This window comes from Dactylosporangium sp. NPDC050688 (assembly GCF_040654515.1).
Lineage (GTDB): Bacteria > Actinomycetota > Actinomycetes > Mycobacteriales > Micromonosporaceae > Dactylosporangium.
Genome location: NZ_JBFAIC010000085.1, coordinates 12,858 through 39,253 on the forward strand (window position 1 = coordinate 12,858; position 26,396 = coordinate 39,253).

The 26,396-nt window shown below is 72.1% G+C and carries 24 protein-coding genes; 21 read left to right on the forward strand and 3 right to left on the reverse strand.

From position 1 onward, the window contains the following. Positions 1 to 11: 11 nt before the first annotated feature. Positions 12 to 875: a galactosyltransferase-related protein gene (locus tag AB0H83_RS45470; RefSeq protein WP_360107985.1), complete on the reverse strand. Its 864-nt coding sequence runs from the start codon at positions 873 to 875 to the stop codon at positions 12 to 14. Between the two features lie 143 nt (positions 876 to 1,018). Here AB0H83_RS45470 and AB0H83_RS45475 point away from each other — a divergent pair, with 143 nt between their 5' ends. From AB0H83_RS45475 to AB0H83_RS45550, 16 genes are all read left to right on the forward strand, one after another. Continuing rightward, the gene (locus tag AB0H83_RS45475; protein ID WP_360107986.1) at positions 1,019 to 1,810 is read left to right on the forward strand and encodes a sugar phosphate nucleotidyltransferase; all 792 of its coding nucleotides are present in this window, start codon (positions 1,019 to 1,021) and stop codon (positions 1,808 to 1,810) included. 34 nt (positions 1,811 to 1,844) lie between these two features. After that, the gene (locus tag AB0H83_RS45480; protein WP_360107989.1) at positions 1,845 to 3,002 is read left to right on the forward strand and encodes a glycosyltransferase; all 1,158 of its coding nucleotides are present in this window, start codon (positions 1,845 to 1,847) and stop codon (positions 3,000 to 3,002) included. A 6-nt stretch (positions 3,003 to 3,008) separates the two neighbouring features. Further along, positions 3,009 to 4,754, forward strand: coding sequence for a radical SAM protein (locus tag AB0H83_RS45485; protein WP_360107992.1), 1,746 nt, complete (start codon positions 3,009 to 3,011; stop codon positions 4,752 to 4,754). A 25-nt stretch (positions 4,755 to 4,779) separates the two neighbouring features. After that, a complete protein-coding gene (locus AB0H83_RS45490) occupies positions 4,780 to 5,124 on the forward strand; it encodes an Os1348 family NHLP clan protein (RefSeq protein WP_360107995.1) in 345 nt (114 codons plus the stop codon). Between the two features lie 33 nt (positions 5,125 to 5,157). Further along, the gene (locus tag AB0H83_RS45495; RefSeq protein WP_360107998.1) at positions 5,158 to 6,057 is read left to right on the forward strand and encodes a radical SAM protein; all 900 of its coding nucleotides are present in this window, start codon (positions 5,158 to 5,160) and stop codon (positions 6,055 to 6,057) included. 3 nt (positions 6,058 to 6,060) lie between these two features. After that, positions 6,061 to 6,729: a hypothetical protein gene (locus AB0H83_RS45500; protein WP_360108000.1), complete on the forward strand. Its 669-nt coding sequence runs from the start codon at positions 6,061 to 6,063 to the stop codon at positions 6,727 to 6,729. Next, positions 6,726 to 7,973 (forward strand): DUF6365 family protein, encoded by a 1,248-nt coding sequence (locus AB0H83_RS45505; protein WP_360108003.1) that lies wholly within the window; start codon positions 6,726 to 6,728, stop codon positions 7,971 to 7,973. Before AB0H83_RS45500 ends, AB0H83_RS45505 begins: the two co-directional genes overlap by 4 nt. Next, the gene (locus AB0H83_RS45510; protein WP_360108006.1) at positions 7,970 to 9,193 is read left to right on the forward strand and encodes a DUF6365 family protein; all 1,224 of its coding nucleotides are present in this window, start codon (positions 7,970 to 7,972) and stop codon (positions 9,191 to 9,193) included. Before AB0H83_RS45505 ends, AB0H83_RS45510 begins: the two co-directional genes overlap by 4 nt. Further along, complete coding sequence (locus tag AB0H83_RS45515; RefSeq protein ID WP_360108009.1) at positions 9,190 to 10,722, forward strand: hypothetical protein; 1,533 nt, start codon at positions 9,190 to 9,192, stop codon at positions 10,720 to 10,722. The genes AB0H83_RS45510 and AB0H83_RS45515 overlap by 4 nt, the downstream gene beginning before the upstream one ends. Then, positions 10,719 to 11,687 (forward strand): radical SAM protein, encoded by a 969-nt coding sequence (locus AB0H83_RS45520; RefSeq protein WP_360108012.1) that lies wholly within the window; start codon positions 10,719 to 10,721, stop codon positions 11,685 to 11,687. The genes AB0H83_RS45515 and AB0H83_RS45520 overlap by 4 nt, the downstream gene beginning before the upstream one ends. Before the next feature lie 4 nt (positions 11,688 to 11,691). Beyond that, a complete protein-coding gene (locus AB0H83_RS45525; protein WP_360108015.1) occupies positions 11,692 to 12,372 on the forward strand; it encodes a hypothetical protein in 681 nt (226 codons plus the stop codon). After that, on the forward strand, positions 12,369 to 13,625 hold the full coding sequence (locus tag AB0H83_RS45530) for a DUF6365 family protein (protein WP_360108018.1): 1,257 nt from the start codon (positions 12,369 to 12,371) through the stop codon (positions 13,623 to 13,625). The genes AB0H83_RS45525 and AB0H83_RS45530 overlap by 4 nt, the downstream gene beginning before the upstream one ends. Positions 13,626 to 13,635: 10 nt before the next feature. After that, a complete protein-coding gene (locus AB0H83_RS45535; protein WP_360108021.1) occupies positions 13,636 to 14,856 on the forward strand; it encodes a cytochrome P450 in 1,221 nt (406 codons plus the stop codon). Further along, the gene (locus tag AB0H83_RS45540) at positions 14,850 to 15,722 is read left to right on the forward strand and encodes an SAM-dependent methyltransferase (protein WP_360108024.1); all 873 of its coding nucleotides are present in this window, start codon (positions 14,850 to 14,852) and stop codon (positions 15,720 to 15,722) included. Before AB0H83_RS45535 ends, AB0H83_RS45540 begins: the two co-directional genes overlap by 7 nt. Positions 15,723 to 15,732: 10 nt before the next feature. Continuing rightward, a complete protein-coding gene (locus AB0H83_RS45545) occupies positions 15,733 to 16,365 on the forward strand; it encodes a polysaccharide deacetylase family protein (RefSeq protein WP_360108027.1) in 633 nt (210 codons plus the stop codon). Positions 16,366 to 16,507: 142 nt separating this feature from the next. Then, complete coding sequence (locus AB0H83_RS45550) at positions 16,508 to 18,532, forward strand: BTAD domain-containing putative transcriptional regulator (RefSeq protein WP_360108030.1); 2,025 nt, start codon at positions 16,508 to 16,510, stop codon at positions 18,530 to 18,532. A 9-nt stretch (positions 18,533 to 18,541) separates the two neighbouring features. On the opposite strand, the gene AB0H83_RS45555 is transcribed toward AB0H83_RS45550, so the two are convergent. After that, positions 18,542 to 20,392, reverse strand: coding sequence for a hypothetical protein (locus AB0H83_RS45555; protein WP_360108033.1), 1,851 nt, complete (start codon positions 20,390 to 20,392; stop codon positions 18,542 to 18,544). Further along, positions 20,389 to 21,075, reverse strand: a complete 687-nt coding sequence (locus tag AB0H83_RS45560) for a hypothetical protein (RefSeq protein WP_360108036.1) — start codon at positions 21,073 to 21,075, stop codon at positions 20,389 to 20,391. Before AB0H83_RS45560 ends, AB0H83_RS45555 begins: the two co-directional genes overlap by 4 nt. A 207-nt stretch (positions 21,076 to 21,282) precedes the next feature. On the opposite strand from AB0H83_RS45560, the gene AB0H83_RS45565 reads away from it, so the two are divergent. The 5 genes from AB0H83_RS45565 to AB0H83_RS45585 form a co-directional block, all read left to right on the forward strand. Then, entirely contained in the window at positions 21,283 to 22,188 is a 906-nt protein-coding gene (locus AB0H83_RS45565) for an ABC transporter ATP-binding protein (RefSeq protein WP_360108039.1), read from the forward strand. Further along, complete coding sequence (locus AB0H83_RS45570; RefSeq protein WP_360108042.1) at positions 22,185 to 23,249, forward strand: ABC transporter permease; 1,065 nt, start codon at positions 22,185 to 22,187, stop codon at positions 23,247 to 23,249. Before AB0H83_RS45565 ends, AB0H83_RS45570 begins: the two co-directional genes overlap by 4 nt. 403 nt (positions 23,250 to 23,652) lie before the next feature. After that, positions 23,653 to 25,098, forward strand: a complete 1,446-nt coding sequence (locus AB0H83_RS45575) for an alpha-amylase family protein (RefSeq protein ID WP_360108045.1) — start codon at positions 23,653 to 23,655, stop codon at positions 25,096 to 25,098. A 44-nt stretch (positions 25,099 to 25,142) separates the two neighbouring features. After that, positions 25,143 to 25,325: a hypothetical protein gene (locus tag AB0H83_RS45580; protein ID WP_360108048.1), complete on the forward strand. Its 183-nt coding sequence runs from the start codon at positions 25,143 to 25,145 to the stop codon at positions 25,323 to 25,325. A gap of 373 nt (positions 25,326 to 25,698) precedes the next feature. Beyond that, the coding region (locus AB0H83_RS45585) for a hypothetical protein (RefSeq protein ID WP_360108051.1) at positions 25,699 to 26,396 on the forward strand (698 nt) is incomplete at its 3' end.

Consider the following 26,396-nt stretch of genomic DNA (forward strand, 5'->3'; position numbering starts at 1 on the left):
ATCGCTACCTGTCAATGCTGGACCGCAAGGCGCAGATCCTCCGCGATCATGGCGTCGGCGCCGGCCGCGAGACGCTCGGCGAGAATGCGCTGGTTGGCCCCGATGCTCGCGGCGGTGTGCGTCCGGGGGTGCTCGAAGTGCAGGCAGGTCAGCCGACGCGCGACCCGCCAGCCGCGCAGGACGGTGGCCCGCGCCTCCAGCTTGGCGATGAGGTCGTCGTCCTCGCAGCCCCAGCCGGCGTACCGGGTGCTGTAGCCGCCGACCGCCTCGAACACGGCCCGGTCCAGCAGGAACCCGCCCCAGTGGAACGGGAACGCGCGCCACGGCGTGCCGTCCTCGTTGCGCCAGCCGTACGTCGGCGGCGGCTCGACCACCATGATCTCGGGGTTCAGCCAGGTGAAGCGCTCCGGGCCGAGCGGCACCAGGGTGCCGTCCGGGGTCAGGGTCACGTGGCACAGCCGGCCGCCGCCGGGCGCCGTCAGCTCCCGGCCGGGCTGCACGTCGGACGGGTTGACCAGGCGGTACATCCACGGCTGGATCAGCACCCGGCCCTCCCGCAGGGCCAGCGCGCGGCGCAGGTAGTCGTCGCCGAGCGGCACGATGTCGCCGTCGCCGAGGTACAGCACCGGCGCTTCGGACGCCACAGCGGCGAGGTTGCGCAGCGGGCCGGGTGCTGCGGGACAGTCGCCGCCGAGCACCAGCCTGACCCGGTCGGCGCGGGGTAACAGGGGCGGTGGCGTGCCGTCGGCGACCGCGACCACCACCTCGCAGTCCACATCCTGCCGGAGCCACGCCAGGCAGACGGCGGCGAGCGAACCGGCCGCGCGATGATCGCCGAACAGCGGCAGGATCACCGACACCCGAGGCTGCGACATGCCGCGATGGTAAGTCTGCATCGACGTTCATGGAGGTGTGGCGCAGCTGCGGCGAAGCGTGACCGCAACATCGGCGCAGCCGGAGCACAGCATTGAATTCCTATATTTCGCTGCATTGGATCGCCAGTCGCGATGAGGTGCCCATGGCCGGACGGCTTGGAATCGTGCCAGCGGCGGGAGTCGGCGCCCGCCTTTCGCCATACCGCGCACCGAAGGAGCTCATACAGGTCGGGTACCGCGAAGTCGACGGCCGCCTGGTGCCGAAGGCGGCCGTCGAGCACGTGCTGACCGCGATGCACGACGGCGGTGTCGACAGCGCCTTCCTCGTGCTCTCCCCGGCCAAGTGGGACGTGTTCCTCTACCTGGGGTCGGGCCGCCACCTCGGGATGGACCTCGGCTACCTGTGCCAGGAAGTTCCGCTCGGCATGCCGCACGCGCTGGACCTGGCGCACCCGTTCATGACCGACCGGACGGTGTGCATGGGCATGCCCGACACGATCGTCGCGCCCGGCGACTGCTTCGCCCGGCTGGTCGACTTCCACGACGCCACCGGGGCGGACCTCAGCCTCGGCGTGTTCCCGACCGCAACACCGCAGGCGCTCGCGCCGGTCGTCATCGAACCGGGCTCGCAGCGGGTCCTCGCGATCGTCGACAAGCCCGAGCACCCCCCGGTCGCCAACACCTGGGGCATCGCGGTGTGGTCGCCGGTCTTCACCGAACTGCTGCACGGCCATGTCGCCTCGGCGCTCGTGGCACCGGCGCGGGAGCTGCTGCTCAGTGACGTGTTCGTGGCGGCGATGACGGCCGGGCTGACGGTCAACGCGCTGGAGTTCACCGCCGGGGAGTACCACGACATCGGCACCCCGGAGGGTGTGGTGCGCACCCGGGCACGGCTGGAGTCCGCCGCCGGCACCCTCGCGATGCTGCCGACATGACCGGTCCGGAGCGCGGCGCGGCGGAGGTGACGACGTGACCGGGGTGCTGCTGGTGCCGTTCCCGCCGGCCGGGCACCGTGAGCCGATGGCGGCGCTGGGTGCCCGGCTGCGCGCCGAAGGGCACACCGTCACCGTGTTCGCCGAGTCGCCGGCGACCCGGTGGCACTTCGACTCGCCGGTGCCGCCGGAGCTGTACGCGACCGCCGGCAGCGCCCGGCTGTACCGCCACCTGTTCCTCGGCGACGTGGCCGACATGGCCCGGGACATCGCAGATCTCGCCCTGGCGTGCCGGGCCGAGGTCATCGTGACCGACGTGATGATGCCCGGCGGGAGCCTCGCCGCGGAGCTGACCGGCCTGCCGTACGCGTCGCTGTCGTGCTCCCCGGTGCCGGCCCTCGACGCGTACCGCACGTTCATCCCGGAGCACACGCTCGCCGCGTTCGACCCCGGCTCGACGCTGCGCGAGTTGGGGCTGCCGGGCGGCGACGAGCGCAACCTGCTCGGCCGGACCTCGCCCCGGCTGCACCTGATCCTGACCACCCCGCAGATCGCGGGCATGCCTGCCCTGCCGCCGGAGGTGGTCCTCGTCGGGCCGTTCGCCCCACAGCCATCACTGTCTCCACCACCGCCGCGCGGGCACGGCGACGGCCCACCGACGGTCGTGGTCACCGCCAGCACCCACGCTCTCGCCGCGCTCGGCAGCCGCGCCTTCGTCCAGGACCGCTACCTCAAGGCGGCGGCGCAGGCGCTCGGCGGGCTGCCGGTGTCGGCCGTGGTCACGCACCCCGGTTCCGGCGAAGCACCAGCCAACGTCAGGTTCGCCGGCAACCTGCCGCACGAGGAGCTGTTCGACGGGGCCGCGGCCGTGGTCACGCACGCCGGGTGGGGCACGGTGTCCCGGGCGCTCGTGCGCGGGCTGCCGCTCGTGCTGGTGCCGATCTCCGGCGACCAGCCCTACATCGCGGCACGCTGCGCGGACCTCGGCGCCGGTATCGCGCTGCACGCGGAGACCGTGACCGCCGCCGGGCTGCGCGACGCGGTCCGCGCGGTGCTCGACGAACCCCGCTACCGCGAGGCCGCCGGTGCGCTGGCCGCGGCGATCCGCGCAACAGCCCCCCTCGCCACCGCGTGCGGGCTGATCACCTCGCTGAGCAATGCACTGACCACCTCGTCGCCAGCCTCGGAGGGTTGAGCCGTCATGGCAGCAGTCCGGACCCGCCCCGCCCGTGTGCTCTTCCTGGTCGCACCGGGCGAGCAGCCCATGTTCACCAGGATGAACCTGCCGCCGTTCGGCACCGGCATCGTCACCGCCAGCCTGCGCAGGGCCGGCTACGACGTCGACCTGCACGACCTCAACGCCGACCTGTCGCGGATGTACCACGGCGGCGAGTTCACGAAGGCCGACCTGAAGCCGTTCTTCGACGAGCGGGCCGTCATCGGCTACGTCAACGGCGAGCCCGACGAGTTCCTCGACGGGTTCGCCGGCAGGCTGCTCGCGGGCAAGGACGTCGCCGCCGCGGACGTCGTCGGCATCTCCGCCGGTGGCGACTTCTCCTTCCTGGAGATGCAGTCCGCGATCGTCGTCGCCGCGCACGTCAAACGGCACTACGGCAAGCCGGTCGTCCTCGGCGGCAACAACCTCGACTACCTCATGCAGTTCAACGACGCGTTCAACAGCTGGTGGACGGCGTGCATCACGCACTTCCACGCGGTCACCGGCCCCGGCGAAGGGGTGTTCCTGGACCTCATCGACGCGCTCGGCGGCGGCGGCAGGTCGCTGCTGCCGATGGCCCGGCCCGGTGTGGCCCGGCTCCTCGGCCGCTCGGTGGTGCGGGCCCCCGACGCGGCGCACGAGATCCTCGCGCCGGACTTCGACGGGCTGCACCTGCCGGACTACCACAACTACGTCCGGCACCGCCCGCAGGCGAGCCCGCGCAAGCAGTGGGCCGACGAGCAGTGGAACCGGATGCAGCTGTACCAGTTCCCCGCGTACCTCAGCTGGCTGGCCAACGACGCGAACGCCGCGCAGGACGGCAACGGCGTGCGGGGCAGGCTGGTCATGCCGTACGTCTTCAACTACAACTGCCCGTACTCGTGCGCGTTCTGCACCGAGAGCCTGGAGCGGATCAAGCTCGTCCACGCCACCTGCGACGACATCATCGCCGACATGGAGGCGATGTCGGCCAAGTACGACACCCCGTACTTCTACCTGTTCAACAACTACTTCAACCTGGTCAACGGGTTCGTGGAGGAGTTCGCGAGCCGGGTGGTGCTGCACGGCGTCGAGCTGAACTGGTCGGACTGCGCGCGGTTCAACGGACTCACGTACGAGCGGCTGTCCCTGCTGGCCGCGTCCGGCTGCCGGAAGCTCACGTTCGGCCTGGAGACCGCCAGCACGAAGATGCTGAAGATCATCGACAAGCGGGTGAAGCTCGCCGAGGCCGAGCGGGTCCTGCGCTGGTGCAAGGAGGTCGGCATCTGGGCCGACCTGGAGATCATCACCGGGCTGCCGCACGAGGACGAGGACACGTTCGCCGAGACGACGGACTTCCTGGAACGCAACGCGGAATACATCAACTACTTCAACGTCAACCGCTACTTCGTGGCGCCGAAGTCGCTGATGGGTGCGCGGCCCGAGGCCTACGGCATGAAGCTGCGCAAGTTCCCCGACGCCTACCAGCGGCTGCTGGACGCCAACTACCGCTGGCTCGCCGACGACCTCGAGTTCTCCTACAAGCCGCAGAACTTCCGCGTGTACGAGTTCGACGAGATCGACGGGCGCAGCGCCGAGGAGCTGGCCGCCGTCATCGTGCCGAAGATCGCCAAGCTCAACGGCATCCAGAGCACCGACTTCAGCGACGCGTGGCGGCTGCTGAGCCTGCGTCAGGACCGTCCGGCCAAGGCCCCGGCACGGTTCAACAACGAAACCATGGCCGTGGCATGAGCCCGGTTCGGACGGAAGGAGCACCGTGACCACCGCCGAGAGGACCCCGAACCAGCCGGCGCCGGACGGCACCGAAACCACTGCCGAGCAGAGCCAGGTCAAGGACGTGCTGGAGCGGGCGGTCGCCGACCCGGAGTTCGGCCGGCAACTGCTCGACGACCCCGACACCGCCCTCGCCGGCTACCAGCTGACCGAGGTCCAGCTTCTCCTGCTGCGCAGCCTCGACGAGGAGGACCTGGCCAAGCTCACCCCGGAGAACCTCGAGGAGTTCTTCGCGGTCGACTCCGCCGTCTACACCCCCGAGGACGCGGCGATGGTCCAGCAGGGCTACGAGATGTACGACGACGAGCTCGACGACGAGCAGCCCTGACGACCGGTTCCGACGACGAGGGGCCGTGCGGACATGAAGGCGCTCAGCATCCACCTGACCGACATCTGCAACAGCAAGTGCAGCTTCTGCATCGTCGACTCGCCGTTCATGGCGCAGGACACCGTCATGCGGCGACGGGTGTCGCGGTTCCTCAGCGAGCACGCCGGCCAGGGCTACGAGGGAGTCAGCCTGCACGGCGGCGAGGCGACGATCCGGCGGGACTTCCTGGACATCCTGGACGAGATCCGGGACAAGGGCTACCCGACGGTCCACCTCATGACCAACGCGCGGAAGCTCGCGCGGATGGAGTTCGCCCGCAGCGTCGTGGAGCGCGGCGTGAGCCTGTTCGTGGTGTCGATGCACGGCGCGACCGCGTCGACCCAGGACCGGATCAGCAAGTCGCTGGGCTCCTTCGAGCAGGCCGCGCAGGGCATCCGCAACGTCAAGGCGCTCGGCGCCGAGGTCCGGACCAACACGGTGGTGTGCAAGGACAACTTCACCGAACTGCCGCAGATCGTCGACCTGTGCCTCGATCTCGGCGCCGACCAGATCAACCTGTCCGCGCTGCACACCTCCGGCACGGCGCTGCGCAACTTCTGGGACGTCACGCCGCGCTACGAGGAGATCCGGCCGTACGTGCTGGCGGCCTGCGAGCGGGCCGTGCGCCGCGGGACGAGGCTGCTGATGGAGGGCTTCCCGTACTGCACGGTGCCGGGCTACGAGCGGCACCTCGTGGACTGGGAGCACAACCGGTACAAGGTCCTCTACCGCAGCTTCGTCATGGACGACTACGAGGACCACATGGACGACTTCACCCGGGTCAAGGACGAACGGTGCCGCGGCTGCTTCTTCGACGACGTCTGCGGCGGCGTCTACAAGGAGTACGCGGAGCTGATCGGCTGGGACGAGTTCCACCCCGTGGCGGTGACCTGAGCGATGGAACCGATCACCCGCGAGGACGAGGAGCTGTTCGGCACCGTCATGGTGGCCGCGCGGCTCGGCCGGGCCGAGAAGATCACGGCCCGGCTCAAGGAGCGCTACGAGAAGGAATGGGACGACCCGCGGGCGGGCTTCCCGTACGCCCTGGCCATGTTGGCGCTGCTGCAGTCCGGCCGGGAGGACCTGCGCGAGCAGCTCAACTACACCGAGATCGTGGAGACCCTCAGCGACCTGCTGTTCCACGAGCCGGGGCACTGGCTCGGCCGGTACCTGCGCATCCACACCCGCACGCTGCTGCCGGCCGGCGCGACCGAGCACCAGGCCTACATCGCCGCCGAACGGGCCCGCGCCGCCGAGGACGCCGCCGAGCTGCTCGACCGGCAGGCCGCGGCCGAGTGGCAGCCGTGGTTCGCCTGCACCCCGGTCCTCGCCGCCAGGCTGGCGTGGGAGGGCGGCGACCGGGACCGCGTCCCGGGGCTGCTCGACGGCGTCCGGGGCAGCGAGCCGATCCGGTTCCGCGCGCTCGGCGGCCTGCTGTGCGAGGGGTTCGTCTGGTACGTCTCCCAGCCGGACATCCCGGCCGGTGACACCGCCGGCGCGGCGATGGAGGCGCTCTTCGGCGACCAGCCGTCGGTCCGCCGTGCGTTGCGGCGGGTGCGGGCATGAGGACACGCACCGTGCTGTTCATCGTCACCAGTTTCTGGGCATACGGCGAGCTGGCCATCGCGACCGAATTCGCCAAGCGGATGGCCGGCACAGGCTTCCGGCCGCTGTTTCTCATCCCGCCGACGCACCGCAACCTCATCGCCGAGGCGAACCTGCCGTTCCAGGTGATGATCCCGGGCGCCGGCAAGCTCAACCGGATCCAGCTGCACGACATCGCGCACGTCCACCAGCCCGCGCTCGTGGTGCTCGCCGACTTCATGAACTTCGACTTCTGCGACCGGCACTACGGACTCAGCCGCGCCGACCTCGCGGTGTTCGGCTGCCCGGTCGGCACGTTCGACGACTTCTCGTGGGGCCGCGAAGGCGCCTGGCTGGACACCTACGGGTTCAAGGCGAAGTACGAGGGTGACATCACCCTCGACGGCCTGTCGTTCCGGCTGCGGCCCTGCCCGCTGAACAACCCCCTCGACGAGGTTCCCGCCGACGTCCACCCGTACCCGCTGCTGGAGACGATGGACGACATCCCGGTCGCCGGACGCGCCGAGGTGAAGCGCGAGCTGGGCCTGCGGGACCGGCCGGTGGTGCTGGTGACCGGCGCGACCTGGCAGCGGATGCACGCCGCGTACCCGCGGGTGACCGCGTTCGTCGACGCCTGCCACACCATGCTGGAGCAGCTGCTCGTGAAGCTCCTCGCGCACGCCGACGTCGTCGCGGTCGGGCCGCAGCTGGTCTTCCACAACGGCGCCCCGGACGGGTTCCACGCGCTCGGGCCGCTGCCGCCGGAGCGGTTCCGCCGCGTCATCCAGGCCGTCGACCTGCACATCTCCAACAACATCGTGTCGGTCAGCCTGCACCGGCTCGCGCTGGGCGGCATCCCGTCGCTGGCGCTGATGAACTCGCTGCACAAGCGCAGCGGCCGGCTGCGGTGGGAGGTGCCGGACCCGCCGGTGCTGTCCGCCGAGGCGCGGCGCGTGGTCGACGGCATCGACTACCTCTACCCGAGCCGGATGTTCCCGGTCGGCTGGTATCAGTTCCTGCGGTCGCTGCTGGACGGCAACCCGTTCAGCGACGTCATAGCGCAGGCCGAGATGTTCGACGAGGAGGCGGCGTTGGCGACCATCGTGCCGATGCTCACCGACGGCCCGGAACGCGGCAGGCTCGCCGAGGCGCGCGAGACCTACCTCGCGGCGCTGCGCAAACTGCCCGAGGTCGAGACGATCCTGCGGCGGGTGACGGCGTCATGAGGGTCCTGTTCATCGCGCCCAGCCGGCTGTCCCGCGGCGACGCGACCATCGCCGCCGACCTGGCCCGCGGCCTGCCCCGGCCCACGTACAACAGCGGGTTCCACGTCGGGTTCGTCGCCGCCGCCGAGGCCGTCCCCCAGCTGCACGACCTCGGCATGCCGGCGCTGCCGCTGTCCGGCGCCACCCCGGCGGAGAACCTCACCGTCCTCGACCGGATCGTCAAGGGCTTCGGACCGGATGTGCTCGTCCTCGCCGACGCGTACGCGGTCCAGCAGTCCAACCCCTGGTCCGGCCTCACCGTCGGACTCCTCCGGGAGCGGTACGGCAGGCCGGTCGCCGGGGTCGACCGGCTCGGCTGGCAGGCCGCCGGCTACACCGCCGACTGCTACGGCGGTGCACAGCTGCACCTGCCGCCGCTGCTGGACGACTGCGACCTGGTGATCCAGCCGGGGCCGCCCCATCCCGCCGCGCCCGGGACGGCCGGTGTCGCGGTCGCGGCCCTGCCACCCGGCGGGCTGCGCGGCGGCGGGCTCCGTGACAGCGGGCAGCGGGCCGACACCGCACCCGACGGGCGGCCCACGGTCTTCCTCGTCAACTCCGCGTGGGAGTACCGCAACCGGCAGCGGTCCATGCCGGTGGCCCAGCTCATCGACGCGCTGCCGGCCGTGCTGCACAGCCATCTCGCCGCGCTGGGCCGGCCGCTGCGGGTCGTGCACGTCGGACCCCGCCGGTGGCGCTTCACGGCCGCCGACCACCTCGACTACCAGCACTTCAACCGCATGCCCTACGCGATGTTCCAGGCCAGGCTGGCCGCGGCGGACGTCTTCGTCACCACCAACGCGCTGTCCATGACCCTCGCGCAGGCGGTGCTGGGTGGGGTACCGGCACTCCTGCTGGACAACCATGAGCGGCTCGGGCCGGACGGCCTGCCCGGCTGGCTCAGCGGCGTCGCCCCGCAGCTGCGCTCCGCGCACCCCTATCGGGTGGCCCCGCTCGGCTGGCACGACCTGCTCGAACCGCTGCTGTCGGCCGGCCCGTACGGCGGCTGCTTCGCCACGGCGGGGATCTTCGACCGCACGGCGGTGCTGGACGCGCTCGGCACGCTCCTGGACGACGAGCCGGCCCGCGACGCGCTGCGGCGACGCCAGTCGGACTACCGCGCCGAACTGGCCGGCCTGCCCGCCGTCGGCGACGCGCTGCGCGCGGTGGTGACCGGGTGACCGCCACCATCCCGTCCCGCGCGGCGGACTCAGCCCCGGAGCTTGTTGATCAGCAGCGGCTCACCGGCCGCCGGGTCGTGGATCCGGCCGTGCGGCGGCGCTTCCACGCCTCGATGCGCAACGACTTCCTGACGCCGCGGGGCACCCCGTACAAGTGGCACGACATGACCGCGACCCTGCACCGGACCGTCCTCGGCGGTGGCGTGCCGACGCTCGTGCCGGTGCGGTACGAGTGGGAACGCGTCGACGTGCGGACCGGCACCCCGACGACGGCGACCGATCCCCGCGAGTGGACGTTCGCCCGCAGGCAGGGCTTCAGCTCGGTGCTGCTGCACGCCGAGGCCGGCGCCGAGCACACCGTCACGATGCAGGACGCCGGCGCGCCGGTCGTGCTCGACGTCAGTTACCCCGGCCTGCCCCGCTCACCCGCCGTCGACCTGCTGCTCATGCTCAGCTGGGACGTCGTCACGTTCGAGATGATGTGCACCCACCTGCTCACCACCCCGGGACTGCGCGAGCCCGGCGACCGGGCCGAGCTGGAACGCATCTCCGGCAGCTGGGCCGAGCTGCAGTTCTCCGACCCGGGCTCGGTCGCGGTGTTCCGCAACGCGAACATCGTCGCCGAGCTGCTCGGGCACGGCCGGTTCGCCGGGCGGCCGTCCGCGGTCTACACGACCCGGTGCCTCGACTGCGTCCTGGACGTGAGATCGGGCCCGGTCCGGCAGCGGGGCCGCTCGTCGTACTGGGCGACCCTCCAGGTCGACACCGGCACCGGCGACCTGCTCTGCGCCGACATGACCGAGATGATCGTGGCGACGCTGACCGGGGCGGACGGGCGGAAGGTGCCGGTGCAGAAGCGCCGCACGGTGCGCATGTGGGCCGACGACGGCTCCGGCGACCCCGCCAGGGGCGCCGCCCTCCTGCCACCCCGCGCCGGGATCCAGGCCCCGCCGCCGGCCGGCGCGGCCACCGAACCGCCGGCCGCCGCCGAGCCCGGGCAGCCGGCCGAAGCGGCCACCGACGCGACCACCGACGCGGCCACCGAACCGCCGGCCGCCGGCCTCGCCGGCGCGGTACGGCTGACGGAACAGGTCGCCGACTACGTGCGCTGGCAGACGTGGTCGCTGAGCTACCTGCCGCAGGGCATGGCCGACCTGGCGCAGATGGGCTACCGCAGCGTCGTGGGCACCGACCTCGCCGGCACCGGCGAACAGCTCGACGTCCTGCTGTCGCAGCTGCGGGCGGTCGACGCCGGCGGCCCGGACGCCGTCGCCGCGCTGCGCGACGCGCTGCCGGAGCACCGCAGGCACCTCGAAGGGCTGCTCGCCTTCAGCCGGATCGCCGTCGACGGGCAGAGCCGCCTGCTCGTGCCGGACGAGGCGAGCCGGATCGCGACCCGCGAACGCCTCGACGGTGCCGGCACCGACCTCACCGAGCTGCTGGGGCTGCTCGAACCCCTGGAGCGGCCGGCAGCACCGGCGGAACTTCCGAACAGCCCGACCGACCGCGATTGCGAGGGAACGCCATGAAGGCCCTGAGCGTGCACCTGACCGACATCTGCAACAGCAAGTGCTCCTTCTGCATCGTCGACTCGCCGTTCGTCCAGGACGACTCGATCTCCCGCAAGCGGGTGTCGCGGTTCCTGCGGGACAACGCGGACAAGGGCTTCGAGGCGGTCAACATCCACGGCGGCGAGGCCACCATCCGCCGCGACTTCCTCGACATCCTCGACGAGATCAAGGACCTCGGGTATCCGACGGTGCTGTTGCAGACCAACGGCCGCAAGCTCGCGCACATCAAGTACGCGCAGACCCTCATCGACAAGGGGGTCAGCCTCTTCATCGTATCGATGCACGGCGCGACCGGCCTCACCCAGGACCGGATCAGCAAGTCGCTGGGCTCGTTCGACCAGGCGGTCCGCGGGGTCCGCAACGTCAAGTCGCTCGGCGCGAAGATCCGTACCAACTCGGTGGTGTGCAAGGACAACTACACCGAGCTGCCGGAGATCGCCGAGCTGTGCATGGATCTCGGCGCGGACCACGTGAACATCTCCGCGCTGCACACCGCCGGCACAGCGCTGCGCAACTTCTGGGACGTGACGCCGAAGTACGACGACATCCAGCCGTACGTGCTGGCGGCCGTCGACCGCGTGGTTGCCCGCGAAAGGGTGATCACCCTGGAGGGCTTCCCGTACTGCGCCATCCCCGGCTACGAGCAGTACATGATCGACTGGAAGGCCAACCAGTTCAAGATGCTCTACCGGAAGTTCGTGTTCGAGGACTACGAGAACTACATGGACGCCAACTCCCGGGTCAAGGATGCACGCTGCGGCGGCTGCGCGTTCAACAGCGAGTGCGGTGGGGTGTACAAGGAGTACGCCGAGCTGGTCGGCTGGGACGAGTTCCACCCGGTGCCCCCGCAGGCGGTCATCCCGGTGATCGCCCAGCAGACCGGTCCGGCCGCGAGCCCCGCCGAGACGGCACCGGCGGCGTGAACCGATGCGCCTGATCACCGCGGCGGACGACGAGCTGTACGGTCTGGCCAGTGCGGCCGGCAAGCTGGGCCGGGCGGCGAAGCTCCTCGCCCGGCTCGCCGAGGCGAGCGCGGCGGCACCCGGCGACGTCGAGGCGGCAGGCCGGCACGCCCTCGCGCTGATGGCGGTGCTGCCGAGCGTCGGCATCGAGTTCGCCGCCCACGCCCGGTTCACCGCCACCGTCGAGGCACTCGGCCGGGTCCTTGAGCTCGACCCGGACCACTGGCTGGCCCGCTACAGCCGGGCCCGGCTGCGCACGCTGATCCCCAGCAGCTACGGCGCCTACTCGGTGCAGGTCGACGGCGACATCGACGCGGCCCGCGCCGACCTGGACCGGCTGCGGTCCCGCCAGGCGCAGGTGCCGCCGCAGCCGTACTTCGTCAGCGCCGACGCGCTCGGCGCCGTCCTCGACGGGCTCGCCGGCGCCCCGGTCGGCTGGGCGAGCCTGCTCGACGCGCTCGCCGCGGCGCCACGCGTCCCGGTCCGGCTCGTCGCGCTGGGCGCGGTCCTCTGCGAACCCCTGGCGACGCTGCACTCCGCCGCCGAGGGTGAGCCCAGACAGCTGCTCGGCGAGGTTATGTCGGCGGTGTACGGCACGCAGCCGGCCGTCGCGGCGGCCCTGGCCCGGGAACCGGTGGGGCGGTGAGCGGCGTGGGGCCGCGCCGGGTGCTGTTCCTCGGGCTGGGGCACCTGTCCAACGGGGACGTCAGCATCGCCGCCGACTTCGCCCGGCAGCTGCCGGCCGACCGGTTCGAGGTCGGGTTCGTCACCGCCGCCCCGGTCGCGCCGTACGTGCGGGCCACCGGTCTGAAGGTCTTCCCCCTGGAGTATCCGGCGCGCGGCAGCGACCCGGCGCACGACCCGCGGCGCAACCTCGCGGCCTTCGACCGGCTCGTCGCGGACTTCGAGCCGGACCTGCTGGTTGCCGCCGACGCGTTCACCCTCGACTACTCCACCGCATGGTCCGGGCTGAGCATGAGCCTGCTGCGGCAGCGGTACGACGTGGCGCTGGGCAGCTTCGACCAGTACGACTACCCGGCCGCGGACTACCTCGTCGACTTCTACGGCGGGCACCGTACCCGTTTCCCGCGCCTGCTGGAGCAGTGTGACCTGCTGATCCGCAACAGCCCGCTGAACCGTCCGGCGCCGTCGGAGCCCGGGATCGTCGTCAGCCGGATGGTGTGCGGCGGGTCGGCGCCGATGCGGGTCGACCGGCACCGAACCGGGCCGCCGACGGTGTTCCTGACCAACTCGCGGTGGGAGTACGTCAACGTCGTACGCTCGCCCGGGATGGCGCAGCTGATGCTGGCGATGCCGCGCATCATCCACGGCCACCTCGCCGCGCTGCAGCGGCCGCTGCGGGTGGTGCACGTCGGACCGGCCAGGTGGGACTTCCCGGTCGCGGAGCAGATCGACTACCGGCACGTGCCGAAGCTGCCGCCGCCGGACTTCCATGCCCGGCTCGCCTCGGCCGACCTGTTCGTCACCGGCAACGCCGTGTCCGTGACGCTGACCCAGGCGGTCCTCGCCGGCGTGCCGTCGCTGCTGCTGGACAACCACAAGATCCTCGACGTGGGCCGGTTGCTCGCGTCGGGATCGGCGCCTGCGTGGCTGGCGCAGACCGCGCCGGAGCTGACGATCGCCTATCCGTACCGGGTCTTCCCGTGGGGCTGGCACTCGTTCCTGACCCCGGTGCTGACCGACAATCCGTACGTCGACTGCTTCCGGTCCGCGGGCGTGTTCGAACGTCGCAGGGTGCTGCGGGCCATGACGGAGCTGCTGGACGACCCGGCCGCCCGGGCCGGCCTCGCCGGGGCGCAGGCCGCGCTGCTGGACCGCCTCGACGCGCTGCCGCCGGCCGGCGACGCACTCGACGCCGCGAAGCTCACCGGACGATGAGGGGACGGCCGTGACCGACGCCGACCAGGATGCGGGCGGCAGCGCCGCCGAGCAGATGCCGTTCGCGCAGGACCATCCGCTGCAGCCGGCGCCCCGGCTGCGCGCGTTGCAGCAGCGCGGCCCGGTCCACCGGGTCCGCACCCGCACCGGCGACGAGGCGTGGCTGGTCACCGGCTACGAGCAGGTGAAGGCGCTCTACGCCGGCGACCGGCTGGGCCGTACCCACCCCCGGCCGGACCGGGCGGCGCGGCTCACCGAGTCGGCGCTGTTCGGCGGGAGGCCGCGGGAGAACTTCGCCCGGGAGGACGCCGACCGGGCCTGGTTCAAGGAGATCCTGCACTCCGTCATCGCACCGGTCCGGCTGCGCGAGGCCCGGCCGTGGGTCGACGCGATGGTCAGAGACCTCCTCGACGACCTCGCCGCCGCACCGCGCCCCGCCGATTTCGTCGCGAAGGTGGCGCTGCCGCTGCCGACGATGGTGATCTGCCGGATCCTCGGCGTCCCCGCCGAGGACCTCGGCCGCTGCCTGCGGCTCACCGAGGCGATCGCGGCCGCCGGCGACGAGGCCCGCTCCAGCGCCGGGCTCGCCGACCTGACCGACCACCTCGCGCAGGTCGTCACCGACCGCCGGGCCGCCCGCGACGGGCTCCTCGCCAGGCTGCGCGGGGCACCGTACCGGCTGCCGGCGCCGGTGATCGGCCACATCGGCGCGTCGCTGATGTTCACCGGGCACCACACGACCGTCGTGGCGATCGGGTACGGCGTGCTGCTCCTGCTCACCCACCCCGACCAGCACCGGGCCCTGCTCGCGCACCCGGACCGGCTCGACGCGGCGGTCGAGGAGTTCCTGCGGGTCGGCAACGTCGGGGTCAACACCGGCGGCGGCAACGGCATCCCGACGTACGCCCGGTCCGACCTCGACGTCGGCGGCGTCTGCCTGCGGGCCAACGACCTGGTGCTGCTGGACACCGGGGCGGCCAACCACGACGAACGGGTCTTCGCCGACCCGTACCGGTTCGCCGTGGACCGGCCGAGCAACCCGCACCTCACCTTCGGCCACGGCAGGCACTACTGCCCCGGCGCGCCACTCGCCCGGCTGGAGATGCAGGCCCTGTTCGCGCAGCTCCTGCACCGGTTCCCGGACCTGAGACTGGCGACCGGCCTGGCGGATCTGCGGGCCCACGACGACCAGATCACCGGCGGCCTCATCGAACTGCCGGTCACATGGTGACGACACCCGCCGACCCGGTTCCGGTCCCCGCCGGGGTCGGGCGGACCGCGCTCGGTGCCGCGATGGTCCGCGCGGTGGAGAGCCGCCGCGCCGACCGGCTGTTCCACGACCCGTACGCCGCCGCGTTCCTCGCCGCCGCACCCGCCGTCTTCGGCCGGGAGCAGCGCGGCACGGCGGCGCTCGTCGGCGGGGTCTCGTCGGCCGGGGTGGCGTTCTGGACGCGGGCCGTGCTGCGGACGAGGTTCTTCGACGACCATCTCCTGCGCTGCGCCGCGGGTGGGCTGACCCAGCTCGTGATCCTCGCCGCCGGGCTGGACACCCGGGCGTACCGGCTGCCGTGGCCGCCCGGCACGACCGTGTTCGAGCTGGACCTGCCGGACGTCCTCGCCTTCAAGCGGCACGTCCTCGCCGGGCGCCGGGCACAACCGCGGTGTGCCCACCGGCAGGTGCCGGCGGACCTCCACGACGACTTCGCCGGGCCCCTGCGCGCGGCGGGGCTACGGCCGGACCTGCCGACCGGCTGGCTGCTGGAGGGCCTGCTCATCTACCTGTCGGCGGACGAGACCGTCCACGTGCTGGGCACGGTCGACGCGCTGTCGGCGGCCGGCAGCCGGGCCGCGTTCGAGGCCGAGCCCGGCGACACCGCCGCCGCGACCCTGCGCGCACAGGCCGAGCGGTTACCGGGCCTTCAGCCGTACGCGGCGATGTGGAAGGGCGGCCTGCCGGACGCGCCCGGCTGGCTGGCCGACCGCGGGTGGCTGCCGCAGCGGCACGACGGGGCCGACCTCGCCGCCCGCCACGGCCGCGCGGTGCCGTCCTCCCCCGGCGGGTTCGTCACCGCGACCAAATCCCCGCCGGCGGCATGAGGGCGCCGGCATGCAGACACCCGTCACACGGCTCGGCGACCTCCACGGGCCGCGCGACCGTGCGTACGCACTCACCTTCGACGACGGTCCCGAGCGGCCGTGGACCGCCGCGATCCTCGACCGGCTCGCCGAGCTCGGGGTGCCCGCGACGTTCTTCGTCCTCGGCCACAAGATCGAGGGAAACGAGGACCTGCTGCGCCGGATGGTCGAGCTCGGCTGCGGCGTCGAGGTGCACGCCTGGGTGCACATCCTGATGACGGAGCAGATCCCGGAGCACGTCGGCGCGGACATCCGGCGGACCGCCCGGCTGATCACCGCCGCCACCGGACGGGCGCCGCGGTTCGTCCGGCCGCCGAACGGCGCGGTGAACGCCGCGGTACTGGAACAGATCAGCGGGTGTGGCATGGTCCCCGCGTTCTGGAGTACGCACGGCGAGGACTGGAGCAGCCCGGGCACCGATGCGATCGTCCGGGACGTGGGCGCCGGCCTGCGCCGTGGTGCGGTGGTCCTGCTGCACGACGGCGGCGGCGACCGGTCCCAGACCGTGGCCGCACTGCCCGCCATCGTCGCCGCCGCGACCGCCCGGGGGCTGCGCGCCGTCCGGCTGCCGGACTGGGATGGGGAACCTCCCCTTATGACTTGAGTATCGGGATGAAGAAATCTCGGTACTGTGTCTGGATCGACAGAACCGCGTATGCAACATTGGAATGCGTCAATGCACTAAACACTCACTCAGGTGCTGCGGTAAGCGGGGGCCGTCAGGGCCGGGGCAACCCGGAGGGCCGATGGAGTTCAGAGTGCTGGGCCCGGTGCAGGCGTTCGCCGCGGGCACTCCGGTGGATCTCGGCGACCGCAAGCAGCGGCTGGTGCTCGCCGTGCTGCTGCTGGAGGCCAACCAGCTGGTGCCGGTCGGCCGGCTGATCCGCATCCTCTGGCAGGACAACCCGCCACCCACCGCGCGGCGCATCGTGCAGACCCACATCAGCCGGCTGCGCAGCACGCTCACCGGACTGCGCGAGACGGCGACGGAGCCGCGGCTGACCCGCTGCGGCGAGGGGTACCTGCTGACCTGCGAACCGCACCGGGTCGACGTGCACCGCTTCCGCAGCGCCGTGGAGCGGGCCCGGCAGAGCACCGAGGACCACGAACGGGTGAGCATCCTGCGCCAGGCCCTCGCGCTGTGGCGGGGACCCGCACTCGCCGACGTCGCCGCCGAGGAGATCCGCGACGAGCTGTGCGGCGGGCTCGACGAGTCCCGGCTCGCCGCCCTCGAGGAGCGCCTCGACGCCGAGCTGCGGCTGGGCCACCAGGACCGGCTCATCGACGACCTGACCGAGTTGTCGGCCCGGTACCCGCACCGGCAGCGGCTCGTCGGGCAGCTCATGCTCGCGCTGCACCAGGCCGGGCGGACCGCCGACGCGTTACGCCTGTACGCCGGGTACCGCGCGCGGCTCGCCGACGAACTGGGCCTGGAACCGTCGGCGGAGCTGCAGCGGCTGCACGTCGGCATCCTGCGGGCCGAACCCCGGCCGGCCACCGCACCGGTACCACCGCCCGCCGTGCCTGTACCGACGCCACCGACCGCAGCGCCACCGGACCGGGTGCCCATGCCGTTACCGGCGCCGACGCCCGGCTCGCTGCCGGTGTCACCGCCGGCGTCACTGCCGGCGTCACTGCCGGTGTCGCTGCCGGCGTCACTGCCGGCGTCACTGCCCGGGTCCTGGCCGGGTTCGTCACCCGGCGCACTCGCTGGCGCACTCCCCGGCGCACGGCCGCCGTCCGGGAGCGCCGCACCGGCCAGGCCGCGGCAGCTGCCGCCGGACGTGTCACGGTTCGTGGGGCGCGAGCGGTACCTCACCGCACTCGGCAACGCGGCGGCGCCGGGCCCCGACAGCGCGGGCGCCGCCCCCATCGTCCTGGTGACCGGCATGGCCGGCGTCGGCAAGACCGCCCTGGTCACCCACTGGGCGCACAGCCGCGCCGCCGCCTACCCCGACGGTCAGCTCTACGTCGAGCTGCGCGGGCACGCCAAGCAGGCGCCGCTGCCGGAGGCCGAGGCCCTGGCGGCGCTGCTGTCCGGGCTGGGGGTCGCCGCCGCGCAGGTGCCGCCGCGGCCGCAGGAGGCCACCGCGCTGTACCGGTCGCTGCTCGCCGGCCGGCGCATGCTCATCGTGCTCGACGACGCACTCGGCCCCGACATCGTCCGGGCGCTGCTGCCCGGCAGCCCGACCTGTGCCACCGTCATCACCAGCCGGGACCGTCTGGGAGGGCTGGTGGCCCGCAACGGCGCGCACCGCATCGAGCTGCCCCCGCTGGAGCCGCACGAGGCGGTCGAGCTCGCCACGCGGACCCTCGGCACCGCGGCACCCCACGACACCGCCGCCGTCGACCGGCTCGTGAAGCTGTGCGGCCGGCTGCCCCTCGCGATCCGGATCGCCGCGACCCGGGCCGCCGACCGCGACGTGGACCTCGCCGAGCAGGTCGACGCGATGGCCGGGGCGGGGCTGATGGACATGCTGCAGATCGACGGCGACGAGGACGCCGGGGTTCCCGCCGCGCTGGGCCGCTCGTACGCGGGGCTGCCCCCGCCGGCCGCGGCGATGTTCCTGCTGCTCGGGTCGGCCGGACCGGCCGCGCTGCAGGCCGACGCCGCGGCCCGGCTGGCCGGCACCACCGTGCACGCCGCGCAGCGGGCCCTGCACCACCTGGTCAACGCCAACCTCGTCAACGAGCAGTCCACCGACGTGTTCCGGCTGCCGGACCTGGTCCGCCGCTACGCCGTGAGCCGCCTGTCGCGTCCGGACTGCTGACGGTCCTGGTCAGAGCATTGACACGTCGGGCAGGCGTCCGGCGGGGCGGCTCAGCCGGTACGCCGTCACCGGGATCAGCAGCCACAGCGCCAGCAGCCCGGCGGCCCAGGCCAGCCGGACCGGATCGAGCAGCGCCGCGGCGACCGCGAGCCCGGCGGCGAGCATGCTGGCCGGCCACAACCGGCGCACCCGCAGCCACAGCCCCGGTTCCAGCCGGCCCTGCCGCGACGAGGCCGTCCACTGCAGGACGTGCCGGTGGCTGACCGTCATCCGCCATACGGCCCGCACGACCGCGTCGGCGGCGACCAGGCCCCGGTCGGCGAGCAACGCCAGGGAGATGAGCCACCGGGCGGACTCCGCCACGGCGAGCCGCCGCGACGACGGCAGGCTGCGCCGCCACGCGCCGGCGGTCCGCCGCAGGCTCCGCTCACCCGGGCCCTTCCGGGTCGCGCGCAACGCCATCAGCTGCGGCAGCAGCGCGGTCAGCAGGATGGGCACCGCGCTCGCTGCGAGCACGCCCAGCGTCCACCAGCCGGTCTGCGCGACCGGCGCGGCAAGCCACGCCAGCGCCAGCAACGTGGTCAGCGCGGCCGGGTACAGGTGGGCCAGGAGGTCCCGCGCCATGCCGATCCGTTCGACCCGGCGCAGCCGGGTCAGCCCGGGCCGGCCGAGAATCCACGGCAGCAGATGCGTGTCGCCGCGGACCCAGCGGTGTTCGCGGCCCCGGAAGTGCAGGTAGTCGCCGACCTGGGCCTCGACGAGCCGCGCGTCGGTGATCGCCGCGGTCCGGCAGTGCAGGCCTTCCAGGCGGTCGTGGCTGAGCACCCGGTCCGGCGGGATCCGCCCGGTGAGGACCTGCCGGTACACGCCGACGTCGATGACACCCTGGCCGTAGAACTCGTCGGCACCGAACGCGGCCTGCATCGCCGACGGGATGCCCTCCGGCGGCCGGTACGGGTACATCGCCCACTCGAACAGCGTCCGCGGTCGCGCCGGCACATTGATCGGCCGGACGAACCCGAACCCGGCCACGACCAGGCGCCGGTCGGGCGCCACCACCGCCGCGTTGTCCGGGTGCGCGACCGCGGCGACCAGCCGGCGGGCCGCGCGGGGCTGCAGGCGGTCACCGAGGTCGATCGTCAGCAGGTACCGCACCCCGCGCAGCTGCTCCACGACGTGCCTGTCCTCGGCGGTGTCGTGGACGAAGGTCGTGTCGTCGCGGCCGTCGATCAGCGCGACGAGCTCCTCCAGCTTGCCGCGTTTGCGTTCCCAGCCCATGTACCGGCCTTCGCGCGGGTTCCAACGCCGGCGGCGGAACAGCACGGCGACCGGCGCCGCACCGGGCGGCAGCGCGGCGAGCCCGTCGCGGATCGCCGTGCCCAGCGCCTCGTCGGTGTCCTCGTGCTCGGCGTGGCTGTCGGCGAAGTCGACGAGGGCCAGGTGCAGCGCCGGTCCACGGCCGGTCACGTCGCGGTTGTCGCGCACGCAGTCCAGCAGCGCGTCGACATCCGGCGGGCCGTCGACGATCGCCGGATAGACCACGACGGTGGCGGCCATCGCCGGCCCCAGCTTCGGCCCGGCGAGGCGGGACGGTGCGGGGACCGGTTCGACGAGCGTCATCAGGAACAGCTGTGCGACGCTGTCCGCGAGGCGTACCGCGACCGGCACCGCACCGAGCAGCACCACCGGGATCCACGGCGACGGGCTCGCGGCGGCGAGGGTCAGCCCTGCCGCGGCCAGCAGCAGCCCGGTGATGCCGAGCAGTGCCCAGGTGTACCGGACGCGGCGCCGGTCGCGGGTGTCCGCAGCGACCCCCGACCCGGCCACCGAAGCGTCCATGGTGGACCCTGCTGCGGTCACGGCGGCCGCTGTGCGCCGGCGCGGACCGTGGAACGGACCGCCGGGCTACCGGGGAACAGCCGGAGCATCGCCGCGACGATCTGGGACTTCACCGGCGGCGGGAGGCTGCCGTGGTACAGCACCAGCATCGGCTCGCTCATGATGGTCCCCAGCGACCGCCACGGCACGGGTCCGCCGTCACGGCTCGCCGCGCCGGCGACGAGGTCGGCGGCGCGCGCCTGGTCGCCCTGCCCCGCGTGGAACTGCGCGGCGAGCAGCAGGCCGGCGGCGAAGTACGGCTGCCACGGCACCTGCTCCTGGCGGTGCAGCAGCTGCTGGACATCGTCGGCGACCTTGCCGAGCTCGTCGTTGAGGTACTCCTGGTAGCGGCCGTAGCCGGTGCGGATCAGCACGCGGTTGCGGATCCGGCAGTACCGTGCGAGCCAGTGCTCCGGATCGCCCTCGACGACGTCGTCGAGGGCCTCCATCGACCTGGTGTACCAGTCGCGCTTCTGCTGGTCGGTGCCGCCGGCCTGGATCACCGCGACGAGCGCGAGGCCGTAGCGGAAACCGGCCTCGGGGTCGTCCCAGTTGTCGTCGTAGTCGGCCAGCAGCGGCTCGAGGATCTTCTCGGCCCGGCCGAGCCGGGCGGCCACCGTCGCGGTGTGGAACAGCCGGTCGTCGCCGCCGTCGATGAGCCGCATCCGGGCCCTCCCGCTGGTGTACGCGCACGTTTCGAGGAACCGTAACGGCGGGCCGCTGCGGCGCTGCTGCGCCACTGCTGCGGCCGGTCTGCGGCGGTGCTGCGGTCGGTCCCGCGCGCTGTCACGGCCGGGTACGGTGTGGTTCGCACCCACCGGCCGGACCTGTCCCGCCGGTGTCCCGTCAGCGGCTGGGAGCGTGGAACGCCGATGCAGGCTGCGATCGTCGCGGAAGACATCCGTAAGGCGTACGGCCGGACCCGGGCGGTCGACGGGGTGTCCCTGACCGTCGCCGAGGGCGAGTTCTTCGGCATCCTCGGCCCCAACGGCGCCGGGAAGACCACCACCCTGGAAATCATCGAAGGCCTCCGCGAGCCGGACTCCGGCCGTGTCGAGGTTCTCGGCCGGCCGCCGACCCCCCGGACCCGCGAGATGCTGCGCCGCGTCGGCGTGCAGCTGCAGGGTTCGACCTTCTTCGAGCGGCTCACCGCCCGCGAGCAGATCCGCACGTTCGCCGCGCTGTACCGGATACCGAACCGGCGCGCCGACGAGGTCCTGGAGCTGCTCGGTCTCACCGACAAGGCCGACACGCTCACCGAGCGACTCTCCGGCGGCCAAGCGCAGCGCCTGTCCATCGGCTGCGCCATCGTGCACTCCCCGGATCTGCTGTTCCTCGACGAGCCGACCGCCGGCCTCGACCCGCAGGCCCGGCGCAACCTGTGGGACGTGCTGCGCGACCTCAACGCCCGCGAGGGCCGCACGATCGTGCTCACCACCCACTACATGGACGAGGCCGAGGAGCTGTGCCACCGGGTGGCCGTCATGGACGCCGGCAAGGTCCTCCGCGCCGACCCGCCGGCCACCCTCATCCGCGACCTCGGCGGCGTCACCCGGATCAGCCTGCCGGTGGCGGCGCTGACCGCCGAGCAGGCCCGCAAGCTGTTCCCGGACGCCGCCGTCGACGCGACCGACGACACGCTGACGGTCCGCACCACCGAACCCGCCGCCGTCCTCGCCGAGCTCGCCGCACGCGACGCGCTTCGGGGGCTCAGCGTGCGCGGCACCACCCTCGAGGACGTGTTCCTGTCGCTGACCGGACGGGAGTACCGGGCGTGAGAGACCTGCTGACCGTGTCCCGGGCCATCACGCTGGGCTTCGCCCGCGACAGGACGGGACTGTTCTTCACGGTCGCGTTCCCGCTGGTGTTCCTGTTCATCATGGGCGGGCTGTTCGGCGGCGACGGTGGCACCGCCCGGTTCAAGGTCGTCCAGGTCGGTGACGTCGCCGTGCTGGACACGATGACCGCCGAGGCCCACGCCGAGATCGACAAGGTCCTCGACGTGCAGCGCGCCGCCACCCTGGAACAGGCCCTGGCCAAGGTACGCGGCGGCGACGCGTCCGCGGTCGTCGAGCAGCAGGGCGCCAAGGTCGTCGTGCACTACTCCACCAGCGACGCCACCGGCGCCGGCACCGTCCGCGGCGTGCTGCTGTCGCTGGTGCAGACCGCGAACATCGCCGGGTCGCCCACCCCGCCGGCGTACAGCTACGAGAACGTCTCCGTCGACAGCGAGGTCGTCAAACCCATCCAGACGATCACGCCGGGCCTGCTCGGCTGGGCCATCGCCACCGGTGCCACCTTCACCGCGGCCTCCACCCTCGTCGGCTGGCGCCAGCGCCGTTTCCTGCGCAGGCTCAACCTGTGCCCGATCAGCATGGGCTCCGTCGTCGGCGCGCGGCTGCTCGTCAGCCTCGGCGTCGCCCTTGCCCAGACGGCCCTGTTCCTCGCCGTCGCCGCCCTCCTGTTCGACCTGCCCCTCGAAAACGACTGGTGGGCCACGGTCCCGCTCGTCCTCGCCGGCACCCTGGCGTTCCTGTCGATCGGCCTGCTGGCCGGCGCCCGCCTGCGCTCCGCCGAGACCGCCGGCGCCGTCGCCAACCTCCTGGTCATCCCCATGGCGTTCCTGTCCGGTTCGTTCTTCCCCTTGAGCCTGGCCCCGCAGTGGCTGCAGACCCTGTCCAACGTCCTGCCCCTGCGCCACCTCAACGACGCCATGGCCGCCGTCCTCAGCCACCGCGCCTCGGCCTGGAGCGTCGCCCCCCAGCTGGGCCTCCTCCTCGCCTTCGCCACCGTCGTCACCGTCGTCGCGGTACGCCTCTTCCGCTGGGACGACGTCTGACGGCCGCCGCGAGCAGAGCCAGCGCCACCACGCCGTACACCCGGGTTCCCAGACGCCGCCAGATCTTCACGCGAGCGGAAGGCGAAACATCCGACCAGACCTGCATGACCGCTCCTCGCTGACAGACACCACCGAAACCGACATCGACACCCGGTCAGCGGAACTGAGGAATCCACCAATGCCCCCCGGCGCGGTCCTGCAACGCCTGCACCACGACATCCTCACCGCTGCACTGACCCGCAGCCGAGACGTCACGGCACACACCGGACATTGCGCCATCCCGTACGACTTCCGGACCTCACCGACGTCGATGCCCGGGTGGCGTGAGTTCCGCCGAGATGTTGCCCGCTACAGGGACGTGTGTCGATACTGGGTATCCGCCGCCCTTGCCCTTGGAGGACCCATGCCGCGCTACCGGCCGCTGGCTGCCGTCCTGGCCACCGTCGTGCTCGCCACGCTGACCACCACGCTGGCGGCCACGCCGGCCACGGCAGGCACGGCCGGGCCGAAGACCGTCATCGCCAACCTGTTCGAATGGAACTGGCCATCGGTCGCATCGGAGTGCACCACCACCCTCGGGCCGCGCGGGTACGGCTACGTGCAGGTCTCCCCACCGCAGGAGCACGTGCGCGGCCAGGAGTGGTGGGTCGCGTACCAGCCGGTCAGCTACCGCATCGAGTCGCGCAAGGGCACCCGGGCGCAGTTCCAGTCGATGGTCAGCACCTGCCACGCGGCAGGGGTCAAGGTGATCGTCGACGCGGTCGTGAACCACATGGCCAACACCGACAAGAGCGGCCCGGGCTGGGCCGGTTCCGCCTGGACGCACTACGACTACCCCGGCACGTACCAGGTGCAGGACTTCCACCACTGCGGGCGCAACGGCAACGACGACATCGTCAACTACAACGACCGCTACGAGGTGCAGAACTGCGAGCTGGCGAACCTGGCCGACCTCGACACCGGTGCGAGCTACGTGCGGGACCGGCTCGCCGGCTACCTCAACGACCTGCTGTCGCTCGGCGTCGACGGCTTCCGCATGGACGCCAGCAAGCACATGCCCGCCGGCGACATCGCCGCCCTGCGGTCCAGGCTTTCCCGGCCGGTGTACATGGTGCAGGAGGTCATCTACGGCGCCGGAGAACCGATCGGGCCGCTGGAGTACACCGGAAACGGCGACGTGCACGAATTCCGGTACGGCAAGGACCTCGCCCGGGTCTTCCGCAACGAGCGGCTCGCGTACCTGACCAACTTCGGCGAGGGCTGGGGCTACATTCCCAGCAACGTCGCCAACGTGTTCGTCGACAACCACGACACCCAGCGGGACGTCCCCGGCACGCTGACCTACCGGGACAACGGCATCTACGCCCTGGCCAACGCGTTCATGCTGGCGTGGCCGTACGGGTCGCCCACCGTCATGTCCAGCTACGAGTTCACCGACCGCAACCAGGGCCCGCCGTCGGACTCGTCCGGGCGCACCAACAACAGCACCTGCTACACCGGCGGCTGGCGGTGCGAGCACCGCTGGCCGGTCATCGCGAACATGGTCGGGTTCCGCAACGCGGTCGCCGGCACCGGCGTCGTCAACTGGTACGACAACGGCTGGCAACACATCGCGTTCGGCCGCGGCACCGCCGGCTACATCTCCATCAACGACGAGGACTTCGCGGTCACCGGACGCTCGTACCGCACGAACATGCCGGCCGGCCGCTACTGCGACGTGATCCACGGCGAGAAGAGCGGCACCAGCTGCACGGGCCCGATCATCACCGTCGACAGCGGCGGCTGGTTCCGCGCGGACATCGCAGCCCACGACGCCGTGGCCATCCACATCGGCGCCCGCATCTCCTGACACTGCGACGGCGGTTCGCAGCCGACGGGTGGCAGGATGACGACGTGATCATCGCCGGTTACCTCGATGGGGTTCGAACCGCCGTTCGTCCGGTCACCCGCCGCGGCGATGGCCTCGCGCCATCTTTCGAACCGGTTACCTATGCCAGCCGGCTATCTGGCTGTATGGTGCAAGGCATTACCGTGACGGCCGGAATCGCGGCTGCATGCCGCACCGCATTGGTGTGATCTGGACCACTTCAAGCTCGCACCAATAGTCCCGGTCCGGGGTTTATGCGGCAATTCCCGGTCGTGCTCCCACTTAGCCGAAACTTAAGTCTCCAAAAGGTTGCGACTCATCTATTCTTCGGCGCTTTTCTGCCGCGCCGGACCGTGGCATGCTTTCGGCCGGAATGGTCAACGGCAAGGGCTCTGACGCCGCCGGCAACGACCACGACGGCCCGTTCTGGAATTGCCGGAAGCGGCCGATCACGATGTCCACGGACAAAGAAACGTCGCAGGTAGGAGCGCGGCCCAACCGAATTCGTTTTGAAAGCGGTCGACAGGTCGAAGGACCAGTCGACTGACGAATGCCGAATCACCGGGGGAGGATTCCCACACCATGAACGCGCACGAAATTTCGCACGACAATTTGCACGACCCCGCCGCCGAGGCCCCGCTCAGCTCCGCTCAGAGTGCCCCGTACTTCACGGCCGGCCGCAGGCCACTGCGCCACGCCGGCATCGGCATCATCGCGGTGGCAGTGCTCGCCGGTGGCGGCCTCACCGCCTGCAAGGACGGCCTCCCCGGCACCATCACGCAGCCCGGCACCACCGCGACCGCGAACCCGTCCGGTCCCGCCGCCACGGTCGCCCCGGTGGGCTCGGCCTCTCCGTCCAGCTCTGCCTCACCGTCCGCCTCGGCTTCGCCGTCCGGTTCCGCCTCGCCGTCCGGCTCGGGGTCCCCCACGCCGACGAAGAGCAGCACGTCGACGCCGCCCACGGGCAGCAACCCGACGTACACGGTGGCGGGCTACCCGGCCGCGCACAACACCGGCTACCCGCAGGGCCTGCCCGGCGACACCCGCAAGAAGGTGACGCTGACGCCGTACACCGGACCCATGACCATCACGGTCGCCGGCACGGTCATCGACGGCAAGGACATCAACGGCCACCTCGAGATCAAGGCCAAGAACGTCACGATCCGCAACAGCCGGATCCGCGTCGCCAACGTCCAGGCCGTCACGTCCACCGACGACAACGCGAACCTGCGCATCGAGGACACCGAGATCGACGGCCAGGGCAAGGACGCCTCGACCGG